15 protein-coding genes are annotated in these 13691 nt (G+C 47.8%); 5 read left to right on the top strand and 10 right to left on the bottom strand.

Annotated elements, in window-relative coordinates; translation table 11 throughout:
• Nucleotides 1–8: 8 nt before the first annotated feature.
• Both mdoH and mdoG read right to left on the bottom strand, forming a co-directional pair.
• Complete coding sequence (mdoH, locus tag LG384_RS08625; RefSeq protein ID WP_045441593.1) at nucleotides 9–2537, bottom strand: glucans biosynthesis glucosyltransferase MdoH; 2529 nt, start codon at nucleotides 2535–2537, stop codon at nucleotides 9–11.
• Entirely contained in the window at nucleotides 2530–4065 is a 1536-nt protein-coding gene (mdoG, locus tag LG384_RS08620) for a glucans biosynthesis protein MdoG (RefSeq protein ID WP_136345533.1), read from the bottom strand. The genes mdoH and mdoG overlap by 8 nt, the downstream gene beginning before the upstream one ends.
• A gap of 271 nt (nucleotides 4066–4336) precedes the next feature.
• On the opposite strand from mdoG, the gene mdoC reads away from it, so the two are divergent.
• Nucleotides 4337–5497, top strand: coding sequence for a glucans biosynthesis protein MdoC (mdoC, locus tag LG384_RS08615; protein ID WP_200011903.1), 1161 nt, complete (start codon nucleotides 4337–4339; stop codon nucleotides 5495–5497).
• Between the two features lie 15 nt (nucleotides 5498–5512).
• Here the strand turns inward: mdoC and LG384_RS08610 are convergent, their stop codons facing one another.
• The 6 genes from LG384_RS08610 to csgB form a co-directional block, all read right to left on the bottom strand.
• Nucleotides 5513–7003 carry a phospholipase D family protein gene (locus LG384_RS08610; protein ID WP_136345534.1) on the bottom strand — a complete coding sequence of 497 codons (1491 nt, stop codon included), beginning with the start codon at nucleotides 7001–7003 and terminating at the stop codon, nucleotides 5513–5515.
• Nucleotides 6936–7478, bottom strand: a complete 543-nt coding sequence (ymdB, locus tag LG384_RS08605) for an O-acetyl-ADP-ribose deacetylase (RefSeq protein ID WP_045441582.1) — start codon at nucleotides 7476–7478, stop codon at nucleotides 6936–6938. The genes LG384_RS08610 and ymdB overlap by 68 nt, the downstream gene beginning before the upstream one ends.
• A 100-nt stretch (nucleotides 7479–7578) precedes the next feature.
• Nucleotides 7579–7899 carry a type 1 fimbrial protein gene (locus LG384_RS08600; protein WP_045441579.1) on the bottom strand — a complete coding sequence of 107 codons (321 nt, stop codon included), beginning with the start codon at nucleotides 7897–7899 and terminating at the stop codon, nucleotides 7579–7581.
• Between the two features lie 150 nt (nucleotides 7900–8049).
• Nucleotides 8050–8382: a curli assembly chaperone CsgC gene (csgC, locus tag LG384_RS08595; RefSeq protein ID WP_075261783.1), complete on the bottom strand. Its 333-nt coding sequence runs from the start codon at nucleotides 8380–8382 to the stop codon at nucleotides 8050–8052.
• Between the two features lie 60 nt (nucleotides 8383–8442).
• On the bottom strand, nucleotides 8443–8895 hold the full coding sequence (gene csgA, locus LG384_RS08590; protein ID WP_045441577.1) for a curli major subunit CsgA: 453 nt from the start codon (nucleotides 8893–8895) through the stop codon (nucleotides 8443–8445).
• A 40-nt stretch (nucleotides 8896–8935) separates the two neighbouring features.
• On the bottom strand, nucleotides 8936–9391 hold the full coding sequence (gene csgB, locus LG384_RS08585; RefSeq protein WP_045441574.1) for a curli minor subunit CsgB: 456 nt from the start codon (nucleotides 9389–9391) through the stop codon (nucleotides 8936–8938).
• 761 nt (nucleotides 9392–10152) lie between these two features.
• Here csgB and csgD point away from each other — a divergent pair.
• The 4 genes from csgD to csgG are packed head-to-tail and all read left to right on the top strand — an operon-like array spanning nucleotide 10153 to nucleotide 12498.
• Nucleotides 10153–10803, top strand: coding sequence for a biofilm master transcriptional regulator CsgD (gene csgD / locus LG384_RS08580; RefSeq protein WP_045441572.1), 651 nt, complete (start codon nucleotides 10153–10155; stop codon nucleotides 10801–10803).
• A gap of 4 nt (nucleotides 10804–10807) precedes the next feature.
• Nucleotides 10808–11200 (top strand): curli production assembly/transport protein CsgE, encoded by a 393-nt coding sequence (gene csgE / locus LG384_RS08575; protein WP_225760756.1) that lies wholly within the window; start codon nucleotides 10808–10810, stop codon nucleotides 11198–11200.
• Nucleotides 11201–11225: 25 nt separating this feature from the next.
• Entirely contained in the window at nucleotides 11226–11639 is a 414-nt protein-coding gene (gene csgF / locus LG384_RS08570; protein ID WP_048221671.1) for a curli production assembly/transport protein CsgF, read from the top strand.
• Between the two features lie 25 nt (nucleotides 11640–11664).
• Nucleotides 11665–12498: a curli production assembly/transport protein CsgG gene (gene csgG / locus LG384_RS08565; protein WP_045441566.1), complete on the top strand. Its 834-nt coding sequence runs from the start codon at nucleotides 11665–11667 to the stop codon at nucleotides 12496–12498.
• Nucleotides 12499–12543: 45 nt separating this feature from the next.
• Here csgG and LG384_RS08560 read toward each other — a convergent pair whose 3' ends face one another.
• On the bottom strand, nucleotides 12544–13026 hold the full coding sequence (locus tag LG384_RS08560) for a DUF1097 domain-containing protein (RefSeq protein WP_045441564.1): 483 nt from the start codon (nucleotides 13024–13026) through the stop codon (nucleotides 12544–12546).
• Nucleotides 13027–13127: 101 nt separating this feature from the next.
• Nucleotides 13128–13682, bottom strand: coding sequence for a molecular chaperone (locus LG384_RS08555; RefSeq protein WP_045441562.1), 555 nt, complete (start codon nucleotides 13680–13682; stop codon nucleotides 13128–13130).
• Between the last annotated feature and the right edge of the window lie 9 nt (nucleotides 13683–13691).

Raw genomic sequence — 13691 nt, 5'->3', positions numbered from 1 at the left:
CAGAACGTTTATTTTTTCCTGAGCGCCAGCGGGTTCAGGGTGATCCCCTGGTAATAATTGACCCACGAAGAATACCTGTCCGGTGAGTTCCAGACACGATAATGCAAACGTGCCATGGTCACCGGATCGCTCAACAGCACAAGGCGGCGATCGCGATTCAGTTTCTCTGGCGTTTCGTTCAGCGCTTGCTCCACGTGACGGTCTCGTGCAATTTCAAGCACATTACTGGCACGATGGCGTGCGGTGGCCATCGCCGTTGCCAGCGCGTTAAATGACGGGTTAAACACTGCATGCATAAAGCCGTCATCCAGCGAACGATTACGATTCATCACCAGATAATTGTCAGTATCCACCAGCACTTTAGGCGGAGAATACTCTTCCGGGATCAGGAAAAGCTTCCAGCGTTTAGTTCGTAACCCCACCGTTGAACGGCTGGATATCACGGAAACAAACGGCGACAGGATCAGCGAAAAGACAATCGGTGCCAGCCAGAACAGGAAGCGCAGATCCAGCCACGCCATACCCACAGCCCATACCAGACCCAGCAACAATTGAGATCCGTGACGCATAAACGCTTCGCCCCACGGGGTGGAGTCGTCATCGCGCTGCGGTGAGTTCCAGACCACTTCCCAGCCAAGAAATGCGCTCACTACGAAGACCGTGTGGAACAGCATACGCACCGGCGCCAGCAGCACGGAGAACAGAACCTCCAGCAGCAATGACAGTGTTACACGGATAAATCCGCCGTACTCTTTCGTCCCTTTACACCAGATGAGTAAAATACTCAGCAGCTTCGGCAGGAATAACAGCACCATCGTTGAGGCAAACAGCGCGATCGCCAGCTCCGGACGCCACTGCGGCCAGACCGGGAACAGTTGGCGCGGTTGCAGGAAGTATTGTGGTTCCGTCAGCGCATGAACCACCTGCAGTGCAGTTGAGAGCGCGAGGAACATAAACCACAGCGGAGCCGACAGATAGGACATGACGCCGGTCAGGAATACCGCACGGTGAACCGGGTGCATCCCTTTAACCAGGAACAAACGGAAGTTCATCAGGTTACCGTGACACCAGCGACGGTCACGCTTGAGTTCATCCAGCAGGTTCGGTGGCAGCTCTTCATAAGAACCCGGCAGATCGTAAGCAATCCACACGCCCCACCCTGCACGACGCATCAATGCAGCTTCCACGAAGTCATGGGAGAGAATCGAGCCTGCAAACGAGCCTTCACCCGGTAACGGTGCAAGCGCACAGTGCTCGATAAACGGCTTCACGCGAATAATCGCGTTGTGACCCCAGTAGTGCGACTCACCCAACTGCCAGAAGTGAAGTCCGGCGGTAAACAGCGGGCCATACACGCGAGTAGCAAACTGTTGGCAGCGCGCATACAGCGTGTCCATCCCGGATGCTTTTGGTGAAGACTGGATAATCCCGGCGTTTGGATTCGCCTCCATCAGACGCACCAGGCCGGTCAGGCAGTCGCCACTCATCACCGAGTCCGCATCCAGCACCACCATGTAGCTGTACTGATTCCCCCAACGACGACAGAAGTCATCAATGTTACCGCTTTTACGCTTCACACGACGCCGACGACGGCGATAGAAAATCTGCCCTTCACCCTGCACTTCAGCAATCAACTCCATCCACGCTTTTTGTTCCGCTACGCAGATATCAGGGTTGTAGCTGTCACTCAGAATGTAAACATCGAAATGCTCGGCATTGCCCGTGGCTTTAACCGACTCCCACGTGGCACGCAGACCCGCAAATACACGGTCAACGTCCTCGTTACAGATAGGCATAATCAGCGCAGTACGATGCTCAGGATTAAGAGGTTCATCCCCTACCGTTGAGGCTGAAATACTGTACTTATCACGCCCAATCAACAGTTGCAGGAAGCCCATCAAAGCAGTCCAGAACCCCGCAGATACCCAGCAGAAAAGGACGGCAAACAGAATAAGTATCCCGCTCTGGAGCACATAGGGCAGCAACTGCATAAAGGAAACCCACAGGTTCTGCCCCATCATGTCTGCAGGATTAATGAACGCCCAGCCCTGATACGGAAGAATTGTCTTCATATACCAGGTCGCAACGACCGTTTGCGCCAATGTTAAGATCAGCAGAATGTAACGGCGGATCGTCCCAACGGTACGCCATTTCTGTTCATTCTCTTGTTCTTCTTTCGTCAGACGTGAAAGATAACGCGGTGTCACATCCCGTCCACGCAGACGATCCCAAAAACGGCCTACCGGGTTAGTACGCCAGGGGTCGGGAAACATCGAAGTGCGTGTTGCCTTTGGCATGGCCTGCAACTGGTCACGCCCTTCATCGTCCTTAATCAACTGCTCTTTGGCCAGAGAGTCCGGCCAGGCTTGCTCAAGGCGAGCTTTAACAGACCCCTGCGGTGAATCATCTTCGCGCGCGTAAGTACGGTGCTCGGCATCCAGAGCCTGATGAACGGCGCGGATGTCAGTTTTCGGCAGTGCCGCTTTCTCGGTATCCGAAAGCGGCATTGCGTCAATATACTCAGTTGTCTTATTCATTGGCAGGTAACTGGTAGCTCCAGGTTTCACTCAACGTCTGATCGGCATTGGCCAACGCAGCACGCATTTCAGTGGGTTTCTTCGCATCTTTCACTTTCACGCGCAGCATCAAACGCCAACCCTTAGTGACCGGGTTATAACGCACTGTGCTTTCAACGATCTCACCGTTGTCGCCAATGCTGGTTTGCGCGGTGACAGGGGTGTCCTGCGGCAGTTTTTTCATATCTGCACCGGCGAAATCCACCACAAATGCAATGGTGCCGTCAGGCTGGCGAATAAGATTTGACTGTTTGACATCACCTGTTGAGCGGCGAGTCTGCTGTACCCAGGCACTTTCCGGGGCATGAAGCTTATCTTCATCGCGAGTGAACGTCAGGGTGTACTTGAAGTTCATCTCTTTGCCTGCTTCAGGCAGTTGATCCGGCGTCCAGTAGGCAACGATGTTATCGTTCGTTTCATCGTTGGTTGGAATTTCAACTAACTCAATTTTACCCTTACCCCAGTCGCCTTTTGGTGTGATCCAGGCGCTCGGACGCAAGTCGTAGCGGTCGTCGATATCTTCAAAACGGGAGAACTGACGACCACGCTGCAGCAGACCGAATCCTTGCGGATTTTCCATCGCAAAGCTACTCACTGCGAGGTGTTTCGGGTTATTCAGCGGACGCCAAATCCACTCGCCATTGCCAGCATGGATAGACAAACCGTTAGAGTCATGCAGTTCCGGACGATAGTTAGTCGTCGGAGACGGCTGGTTCGGCCCGAACAGGAACATACTGGTTAGCGGTGCTACGCCCAGCTTGCCCACTTTATCGCGCAGGTAAACTTTGGACTGAACATCCACAACCGTGTCACGCCCAGGAATAATCACAAAGCGATACGCTCCGGTCGCACGCGGGGAGTCCAGCAAGGCATAAATGGTTAAACGTTTATCAGTTGGTTTTGGACGTTCGATCCAAAACTCACGAAAGCGGGGAAACTCTTCGCCCGAAGGCAGAGCGGTATCAATAGCGAGACCTCGCGCAGACAGGCCATAAACCTGACCTGCACCCAGGACGCGGAAATAGCTGGCACCGAGCATGCTGACGATTTCATCGTTTTTATCTTTGCTGTTGATCGGATACAGCACTTTGAACCCGGCGAAACCGAGATCTTTTACCGTGTCTTTATCATGCTGGACATCGCCAAAATTAAAATAATCCGGGCTGTATTTGATTTTTTTTACCGCTGTGGCGGTAACTTCATTGATTCTGACCGGCGTGTCGAAATACATACCCTGGTGGTAGAATTCGAGCTTAAATGGGGTCTTAAGGTTACTCCAGTAGGCTTTATCGCGATTAAACTGGATCTGCTGATAATCCGCATATTTCATATCGCGGAAAACGGAGGGCAAGTTACTTTTTGGCGCCTCATAGCCTTTATCGGCTAAGGATTGAGCTTGTTTAGCAACATCATCAATGCTGAATGCCCAGCTCGATGATGTATACAGCGTTAACATGACTGCTGCACCCAACCAACGCATTTTCATCATTTGTAGTTTATGTTTCATAATTAGTAAGCACTTCCCCCTTTGTGTGCTTATATTGATCCGATCCATTTTAATGGATAATCGGGTAATCCGACAACTGAATCCCTGTATTGTTCGCGCGCTGGCTCATGGTTTAATCAGGTTCGTATGCCTGTTTTCACTTTGCGTGCTTATCCTGGAGACAGGTTGTAAGACTTCGTGTAGGGTTGGCCTCGAATGTAACCATTATTCGCCTTAGGGATAAGACGAAAAGTCTGAGAATACGTAACTGTCTATGAGCTCTGTATCTCCACCGCGTGAATACTTTCTTGACTCCATCCGCGCCTGGCTGATGTTGTTGGGTATCCCCTTTCATATCTCATTGATCTACTCCACACATACCTGGCATGTGAACAGTGCAGAGCCATCGTGGTGGCTGACCCTTTTTAACGACTTCATCCATGCGTTTCGCATGCAGGTTTTCTTCGTTATTTCGGGTTATTTTTCATACATGCTTTTTTTGCGTTACCCATTAAAACGCTGGTGGAAAGTACGTGTTGAACGTGTGGGGATCCCTATGTTAACCGCGATTCCGTTGCTTACGCTGCCGCAATTTATCATGCTGCAATTTGTGAAGGGAAAAGCAGACAGCTGGCATACTCTCAGCGGGTACGATAAATACAACGCGCTTGCGTGGGAGCTTATTTCACATCTGTGGTTTTTACTGGTCCTTGTCGTTTTAACGACCGTAAGCATGTGGGTATTCAGCCAAATGAAAAAACGGCTGACAAGCGCAGATGACTCGAGCTCAGCACCTGCTTCAATGACTAAGCTAACACTAGTTTTTTTGTTGCTTGGCGTGGGATATGCCGTTATCAGACGGACAATTTTTATCCTCTATCCTTCTATTCTCAGTGACGGCATGTTTAATTTCATCATCATGCAAACGCTGTTTTATGTGCCTTTCTTTATGCTTGGCGCCCTGGCGTTTATCAATCCCAGGTTAAAGGCGCTGTTTACTACGCCATCGCGTGGCTGCACGTTAGCCGCAGGATCCGCGTTCGTCGCCTATCTGCTTAATCAGCGTTACGGAAACGGCGATGCCTGGATGTACGAAACCGAATATGTGATAACCATGGTCATGGGCCTGTGGATGGTTAACGTTGTCTTTTCACTCGGCTACCGCTTGTTGAATTTCCAGTCAGCCCGCGTCACCTATTTCGTAAACGCGTCGTTGTTTATCTACCTGGTACACCATCCGTTAACGCTGTTTTTCGGCGCCTATATCACGCCGCATATCTCATCGAATATTCTGGGCTTTTTGTGTGGGCTGCTATTTGTGGTCGGAATTGCGCTGATACTGTACGAAATCCATTTACGTATTCCGGTTCTGAAATTTCTCTTCTCGGGTAAACCGCCTGTTAAGCAGGATAAAAGCAAAGCCGTTGCCGGTTAGCTGACATTGCGTGGTTCAAAGTAACCACTCAATAGGTAGCAGTGACGCAAGTCTCACCAGAACCCGCTTCCAGAATCCTGTGGCGGGTTCTTTTTTTAGCACCACTTCCGTGTCGTGCTGGCGATCGACCCAGTTAATCCGGCCCCAGCGATCAAGGCGCAATTGCCAGGCGACATCACGCTGGCTTTGCATAAAACGCTTATGAATCAGTGCGGCCAGCACTTCGCTCTCAATGACAAACCCCATTTCGGTATTGAGTAACGTTGAACGTGGATCAAAATTTAGCGAGCCGATAAAGACTTTTCGACCATCAATACTGAAGGTTTTCGCATGCAGGCTTGAGCCTGAGTTACCAGTTAACCCGCGATCGTGTAACACAGTGGCCCGATCGCGGGTTGGTTTAAGTTCGTACAACTCCACACCATAGCGCAACAGTTTCTTTCGCCAGCGCGCATAACCAGCATGGACGACAGCAACATCATTCGCCGCCAGTGAATTCGTTAAAATAGCAATCCTGACCCCTTTCCTGACCAGACGCAGAAGCTGCGCCACGCCAGCCCGGGTCGGCACAAAATAGGCGGAAATAATATCAATGCGCTCAGTAGGCGATCCCATGACATCAAATAAACGCTGGGGCAACAACGAATGACGCGGCGCCTTCCCTTCACCTTTTACCGGGTCATCACTGAGCAGGCGCGTTTTTGCCCAAATCAGCGGCAAGGCCCCCTGGTCCAGACTGGTCATAAACTGGCTGGTTTCCAGCTTATGCAGGTAGCGACGAGTAATATCATCATTGTACCAGGATTCAGGCAATTCAATACGCTGGGTCGGCTCAGGTTCAGACAGCTCCAGTACTTTCTGTAACGTTGAAACAGAACGGCACTGCCAGTAACGCTCAAAATCATCCGCGACCTCTTTAACTACGGGGCCGATGGCCATCACGTCGAGATCGGAAAACAGCGGTTGTTCGCCTGCGCCAAAATAAGCATCACCAATATTGCGCCCCCCGACGAGAGTCACAACACCGTCAGCGGTATAGCTTTTATTGTGCATGCGGCGATTAAGTCGGGCAAAGTCGGTTAAATACCCCAGAGCGCGCAGTATCCGAAACGAAAAGGGATTAAACAGGCGAACTTCAATATTAGGATGGTTATCAAGCAGGCGCAGCGTATCATCCAGACCCGGCGTGTTGTTGTCATCCAGCAGCAAACGAACGCGCACACCTCTTTTCGCCGCAGCTAACAGAACCGAAAACAGCAATAGCCCGGACATGTCGTTTTCCCAGATGTAATACTGTACATCCAGTGAGCGTTCCGCCATTTCAGTTAACCGATAGCGAGCCGCGAAAGCATCCAGGCTATCATCCAGCGTAAGAATACCGCATCGTTCAGGATGGCTTGCACAAAGAGGGGTAATGGCACGCTCGAGTCGCGTCATATCAGGCCGTGTGATCATCGCCTTGTTGGGTGAGTAATCTGTTATAAAGCCGGGTGTTTTCATCGTCAAAGCAAACAAAGTAAATTTGCTCAGGTAACGCCCGACGAGTGATAAATTTCAGTACCGTATTCACCGCTATCTCCGCCGCTGCTGCGCGCGGATAACCATACGCTCCCGTGCTGATTGCCGGAAAAGCAATGGACTGATATCCATTGGCCAATGCCAGTTGCAGGGTATTTAAATAGGCCTCTTCAAGGCGTTCGGCTTCGTGATGACCGCCCCCTTGCCAGACAGGTCCCACTGTATGGATCACCGCCTTTGCGGGCAGAGATCCGGCCAGGGTAATCACTGCATGTCCGGTTGGACATTCTCCCTGTTGCTGTATTACTTGTTTGCAGGCTTCCAACAATGCAGGCCCGGCTGCGCGATGAATTGCCCCATCCACGCCTCCACCACCCAGCAGAGAAGAGTTGGCGGCATTGACGATCACATCAACAGCTATAGTCGTAATGTCGCCATGTAACACATGAACACGCGATTGCATAAGATTCCCCTGACAAAACACTCTCTACTAAGTGTACAGCAGGGTTTTCCATGAAATCTTACTTTTTAACGAAACGGCTGCATATCTACGCCAGAACGGTTCATTTATATTCAATGCTAAGAATAGCCAGGCTTTTCTGCGTATTGAGGTAATGCATTTTCACCGAGGCTAGTTGCTTAAAACTCTGAGGAGCCATCGTCACCTGCTGTCCGCTAAAGCGACTATTGTACATTTCGCCGTCACGTATGCATGACAATTCAATCTGCTGTTGATGGGTGTTTACCTCACAAGGCGGTTCAACTATTTCACCACGGAAGTGAATAACCCCGCCAGATGTGATTTGCTGGGCAATTGCGGAGACCGTATAAAGAGAAAAAACACACAAGCTGGTACCTAAAATACTTTTTGCTAATGTATGCATATGGGTTCCTCAATGATTAACCATCCTTGAGGTATCGGTGTGGTCCTTCACCGCTGCGGTTAACGGACAAATAAAAACGTATTAACGTTTCTATATTCATAGAACAGCAGCGCATTACCAGCCACACCCATTATGCAAATACATCAAAAATCATGAGTGACTGGTTGAGTCAGGCCACTGTTGCGAGAGATGCAGAGATTGTCCGTCCGAAACGGTAACAACGATTTTAACCGAATCCTCAGTTGATATATTTAAACTAAGTTTTGTTAAATCGATCGGTTGATTAGCGGGTATAGAAAGGGTTGTTTTCTGCTGAGTTTGACTTTGTCCACTTTTCCCTTCCCGTAAAGCGAGAACTTGTACCTGGCACACACACGGCTGCGATAGCGTTACCTGAGGAACGATGGTGTACATTTCGCCTTGCTGGGTTGTATTGAACGTAATTTGATTTGAGAGCGCGGCAATAAGTAATAGCGTATGCATAATATTCTCCCGAAAAAAAACAGGGCTTTCGCCCTGTTTATTCTCAGTCAGAAGACTGAATTAATGTTGGTTTGCGGTGGCGTTGTTGCCGTAACCAACCTGGCGAACCAGAACATTGGAGTCAGACGCTGTCTGATTAACCACTGCACCGTTGCGGCCACCGTATTGGGTCACGCTGATATCAGCATGCTTAGCATTCCACTGATTGATGTCAGCGCTGTTACTGAAGCCTGTTTGTTTCAGACTAATGGTACTGTCATCAGCACCTTGCCCAACGGTTGCCCCGTTACCACGACCATGCTGGGTGATGGTCACATCGGACTTACGTGCATCACTTTGCAGCGCATTCGCAATGTTGCCAGAACCATACTGGTAAATACTCATTGATGAGTCCGGACCATTGTTATTACCACCGTTATGATGACCACTACCGCCCCATTGCGGAACAACACCAGCCAGAGCACTACCAGAAACAACGATTGCTGCGAATGCTGCCACTTTTAAAAATTTCATGGTAAACCCCCATCGGATTGATTTAAACGTCGTTAATGGATTAGCGTTGAGTCACGCGAATGGCCATTTGCGACTGTCTCTGCACCACAACTGCTGTTTTTTGTGTACCGTACTGGGTAATATTTGCTTTATTACCAGAACCTTTCTGGATAATAACAGCCGTATTACCGTAAGAACCTTGTTTTATACTCGCATCATTAGAACTACCCGCCTGATCAATATAAGAAAGATTATATGATCCTGTCTGGTCTATTTTAGCCCGGTTACCTGAACCGTCTTGAGAAATGACCGACAATAACTTTGAGCCCCCCTGTCGAGTATTTGCACTGTTCGCAGTGCCAACTTGACCAATAATGGCTGCCTGATTAAATGAAGACTTGCTTAATTCATTTACCGCAAAGTTATATTCTGAATTAGCCAGATCATAACTTGTTGCGGATGCAATCCCAGGCACACCCAGCATTGTAAACATCATAAATAACAACTTGTTTTTCATGTTGTCACCCTGGACCTGGTCGTACATGAAGTTAAATTATTTACCACTCAATTTTGTTGTTAACATGACTTTGTTTTGTTAACGCCACGTTACGATGAAGAGTATGTCCGTTGAAACATTTTAAATAACTCACCCGCGAGTGGTATTTTTATATTTAGATTCACACCAAAGTACTAATTAAGAGCCAACAACGCTGTTATATGTATCGATTTTATTTTTGGACAATCGCTGGTTATGCATTTCTATGCAATGGTAGAAAAAAGCTGCATTCAACGATTTCAGGGCCTCGCAGCGCGGCCTCGCGATAGCTGCAGGTACAAGTCGTGACAAACATCATTTTTTTCTATCTAAAATTGTTCAACGTAAAGCGAGGCAAAATAATCGAAATTCATTAGAATGATAAAACTTACTAAGTATAAATTAAAACCATATAAATCAATCAATTAATATAATTTGTATGATTTTTTAAATCTGTGCAATAACAGTGAAATGTACAACTTTACTATCAAATCTAAACTCAATAAAAACCACAAAATCACATTTTAATATATAATTTTACATTCTGTAACAAGTTTAACACTTGCTTTAAGATTTGTAATAGCTAGATTGAAATCAGTTGAAGTCCATTTGTTTTAATATTTTCACCCCTGTGGGTCGATATTTTATTTCTACACAGCAGTGCAACATCTGTCAGTACTTCTGGTGCCTCTATTTTAGTAGAGACAGCTGTCGGGTGTGCGACTAAAAAGTGGAGTTTCATCATGTTTAATGAAGTCCATAGTATTCATGGTCATACATTATTGTTGATCACTAAACCCTCTCTGCAGGCAACTGCATTATTACAGCATTTAAAACAATCGTTGGCGTTATCTGGAAAACTACATAATATTCAACGTTCTCTGGATGATATATCCGCTAGCTGCATTGTTTTACTGGATATGATGGAGGCAGATAAAAAACTGATCCATTACTGGCAAGATAATTTAAGCCGTAAAAACAACAATATAAAGACGTTATTGTTGAATACACCCGATGATTATCCTTACCGGGATATCGAAAACTGGCCGCATATCAATGGTGTGTTTTACGCAGCAGAAGATGAACAGCGTGTCGTTAGCGGGTTGCAAGGTGTCTTGCGAGGCGAATGCTACTTTTCGCAGAAATTGGCCAGTTACTTAATCACTCATTCTGGAAACTACCGTTATAACAGCACGGAGTCGGCACTACTCACTCATCGTGAAAAAGAGATCCTTAATAAACTGCGTATCGGCGCCTCAAATATTGAGATCGCACGCTCACTGTTTATCAGTGAGAATACGGTAAAAACGCATCTTTATAATCTTTTCAAAAAGATAGCTGTCAAAAATCGTACGCAGGCGGTCTCATGGGCCAATGATAACCTCAGGCGATAAAGCCATGAAACGCTATTTGACCTGGATTGTGGCAGCAAATTTACTCCTGGCTGCCGGGAATCTACACGCGGCTGTAGAAGTGGAGGTACCCGGACTGTTAACTGACCACACTGTCTCCTCAATTGGGCATGATTTTTATCGTGCATTTAGTGACAAGTGGGAAAGCGAGTACACAGGAAATTTAACCATCAATGAAAGGCCCAGTGCACGTTGGGGAAGTTGGATCACAATAACGGTTAATCAGGACGTTATCTTCCAGACTTTTTTATTCCCAACGAAAAGAGACTTCGAAAAAACAGTGGTCTTCGCATTGGCACAAACTGAGGAAGCATTAAGTCGCCGGCAAATAGATCAGACCCTATTAAGCACGAGCGATTTAGCGCGCGATGAATTCTAAAACATGATTTTGTCCGGAGGCTTTCATGCGTGTCAAACATGCAGTCGTTTTGCTCATGCTGATTTCACCATTAAGTTGGGCCGGAAACATGACTTTCCAGTTCCGCAACCCGAACTTTGGTGGCAACCCTAACAACGGTGCTTTTTTATTGAATAGCGCCCAGGCACAAAACTCTTATAAAGATCCGAGTGGTGATGATTTTGGGTTTGAAACCCCTTCAGCACTGGATAACTTTACCCAGGCTATCCAGTCACAAATACTCGGCGGCTTGCTGACCAATATTAATACTGGTCAGCCGGGGAGGATGGTAACCAATGATTTTATCATCGATATCGCCAACCGGGATGGACAACTGCAATTGAATGTCACGGACAGAAAAACGGGGAAAACTTCGACTATCGAAGTGTCGGGTTTGCAAACACAGTCAACCGATTTCTAAGACTTAGCCACGAAAGGAAAAAATCATGCAGCGCTTACTTATTTTGGTTGCCATGTTTTTACTCAGCGGTTGCTTAACATCCCCACCCCAGGAAGCCGCTAAACCAACATTAATGCCTCGGGCCCAAAGCTATAAAGATTTAACGCATCTGCCAATGCCGACAGGTAAGATATTTGTCTCAGTTTACAATATTCAGGATGAGACGGGTCAGTTTAAACCTTACCCGGCAAGTAACTTCTCAACCGCCGTCCCGCAAAGCGCCACGGCAATGTTGGTTACTGCACTGAAAGATTCGCGCTGGTTTATTCCGCTGGAACGCCAGGGATTGCAGAACTTACTGAATGAACGGAAAATCATACGTGCGGCACAAGAGAATGGCACTGTTGCCATTAATAACCGCATTCCACTCCAGTCGCTGACCGCTGCGAATATTATGGTAGAAGGGTCAATTATCGGTTATGAAAGTAACGTTAAATCGGGTGGTGTAGGTGCGCGCTATTTCGGTATTGGTGCAGATACTCAGTATCAACTCGATCAGATAGCGGTAAACCTGCGTGTAGTTAACGTCAGTACTGGTGAGATCCTTTCTTCGGTCAATACCAGCAAAACTATTCTGTCTTATGAAGTTCAGGCTGGGGTATTCCGCTTTATTGACTACCAGCGTCTTCTGGAAGGAGAAATTGGTTATACCTCTAACGAACCGGTTATGCTTTGTCTGATGTCAGCCATTGAAACTGGTGTAATCTTCCTGATTAATGACGGGATTGATCGCGGGTTGTGGGATTTGCAGGATAAGAAACAAGTTGATAACGATATCCTGGTTAAATACCGCCATATGTCCGTACCGCCGGAATCCTGATTATCGATATAACACAGGAAGCGTGAGGGAAACCTCACGCTTCTATTATTTACTGGTCAGCGATTGTGATATCCGATTTTCACGACGTGACGCCAGCCACAGACCACTGTTTTTCATTGCATAACCGAATACAAGTCCTAACGCCAGAGAAGGCAAAACCAGTTGCCAGTTCCCCTGCCCTGCAAATGTTGCACATGCGCCGATAAAAGTACCTGGCACAAATGAAAGCAACCATTGTTTTGCCTGAATGCACATCAAAAACGCGACAATGCCGGTAATGACATAGCCGATGATGTCCATATGCGGAGCAAGCGCACTACCATTAATAATCACCAACGCCCACACCACACCACTTAGTAGCGTGCACGCTGAAATCCCCAGCCCTTTCAGCCCGCCCTGCGGACAGGCGAAATAGGCCGTGCAACCGAGGAAGCCAGCCCAACTGAGTAAACCAAGAGAAACGGCCACCCATCCCCAGATCCCGGAGAGAATGCCCGTCGTGATTGCAATAGAGATAAGTATATTCATGCCGCGCATCTTAGCAGAAAAACGGCATATTAATGAGATCGTGCACACAATTTATGCAAGATGATAAATCATGTTGCATTACATAGTGATACAAATCACATTTATTCTTCTGTATCTTCCTGCAACTCATCCCACATTGCGCCAATTGCATCGCGCGTCAGAGGTGCCATGGTACGCCAGAATGGCGAGCTCGCGTGTGCTTCAACCTTACCAAGGAAAGTGCCGCACCATGGAAGCAGATACTCAACAAACAGTGTTTCCAGCGCTTCACTTTCATCTTCAGCAGACTGGTCTTCCAGCCAGGAAGCAGCCAGCAACAGTGTGCCAATATGATCGGCTGGCGTATCGGCCAGCGGCATACCACGCGCAGATAGGAATGTGCGCACCTCAGATTCAGTTGCACCTTCTACCCAGGCGCTGCGATAAGGTGGTACCGCACACTCTTCACCAACAAACAACGCGTTATAATCTGCGGCCACTTGTGACATGTCGCAGCTTTTCTGTAGACGAGCCAGCAGCTCGTCTTGCTCCAGCGGCCAGTTTGCTGACAGTTTACCTTCACCGATCATGGTATACAGGGGAACCAGTAAAGGGTCCTGCGGTTGGCGGTAAAACAGCGAGCCCAGGACACGACACAGGATAGAAAACTCGTTCATCGATATATT

It is taken from the genome of Citrobacter sp. Marseille-Q3906, from assembly GCF_916618775.1.
Lineage (GTDB): Bacteria > Pseudomonadota > Gammaproteobacteria > Enterobacterales > Enterobacteriaceae > Citrobacter > Citrobacter murliniae.
The sequence above is the reverse complement of the archived record's forward strand: the minus strand, read 5'-3'. Positions and strand labels throughout refer to the sequence as shown.

What these genes read in the sequence shown, in the direction of transcription:
- mdoH (WP_045441593.1), bottom strand. Translation starts at nt 2,537, where the DNA reads ATGAATAAGACAACTGAGTATATTGACGCAATGCCGCTTTCGGATACC.
- mdoG (WP_136345533.1), bottom strand. Translation starts at nt 4,065, where the DNA reads ATGATGAAAATGCGTTGGTTGGGTGCAGCAGTCATGTTAACGCTGTAT.
- mdoC (WP_200011903.1), top strand. Translation starts at nt 4,337, where the DNA reads ATGAGCTCTGTATCTCCACCGCGTGAATACTTTCTTGACTCCATCCGC.
- ymdB (WP_045441582.1), bottom strand. Translation starts at nt 7,478, where the DNA reads ATGCAATCGCGTGTTCATGTGTTACATGGCGACATTACGACTATAGCT.
- LG384_RS08600 (WP_045441579.1), bottom strand. Translation starts at nt 7,899, where the DNA reads ATGCATACATTAGCAAAAAGTATTTTAGGTACCAGCTTGTGTGTTTTT.
- csgC (WP_075261783.1), bottom strand. Translation starts at nt 8,382, where the DNA reads ATGCATACGCTATTACTTATTGCCGCGCTCTCAAATCAAATTACGTTC.
- csgA (WP_045441577.1), bottom strand. Translation starts at nt 8,895, where the DNA reads ATGAAATTTTTAAAAGTGGCAGCATTCGCAGCAATCGTTGTTTCTGGT.
- csgB (WP_045441574.1), bottom strand. Translation starts at nt 9,391, where the DNA reads ATGAAAAACAAGTTGTTATTTATGATGTTTACAATGCTGGGTGTGCCT.
- csgD (WP_045441572.1), top strand. Translation starts at nt 10,153, where the DNA reads ATGTTTAATGAAGTCCATAGTATTCATGGTCATACATTATTGTTGATC.
- csgE (WP_225760756.1), top strand. Translation starts at nt 10,808, where the DNA reads ATGAAACGCTATTTGACCTGGATTGTGGCAGCAAATTTACTCCTGGCT.
- csgF (WP_048221671.1), top strand. Translation starts at nt 11,226, where the DNA reads ATGCGTGTCAAACATGCAGTCGTTTTGCTCATGCTGATTTCACCATTA.
- csgG (WP_045441566.1), top strand. Translation starts at nt 11,665, where the DNA reads ATGCAGCGCTTACTTATTTTGGTTGCCATGTTTTTACTCAGCGGTTGC.
- LG384_RS08560 (WP_045441564.1), bottom strand. Translation starts at nt 13,026, where the DNA reads ATGAATATACTTATCTCTATTGCAATCACGACGGGCATTCTCTCCGGG.
- LG384_RS08555 (WP_045441562.1), bottom strand. Translation starts at nt 13,682, where the DNA reads ATGAACGAGTTTTCTATCCTGTGTCGTGTCCTGGGCTCGCTGTTTTAC.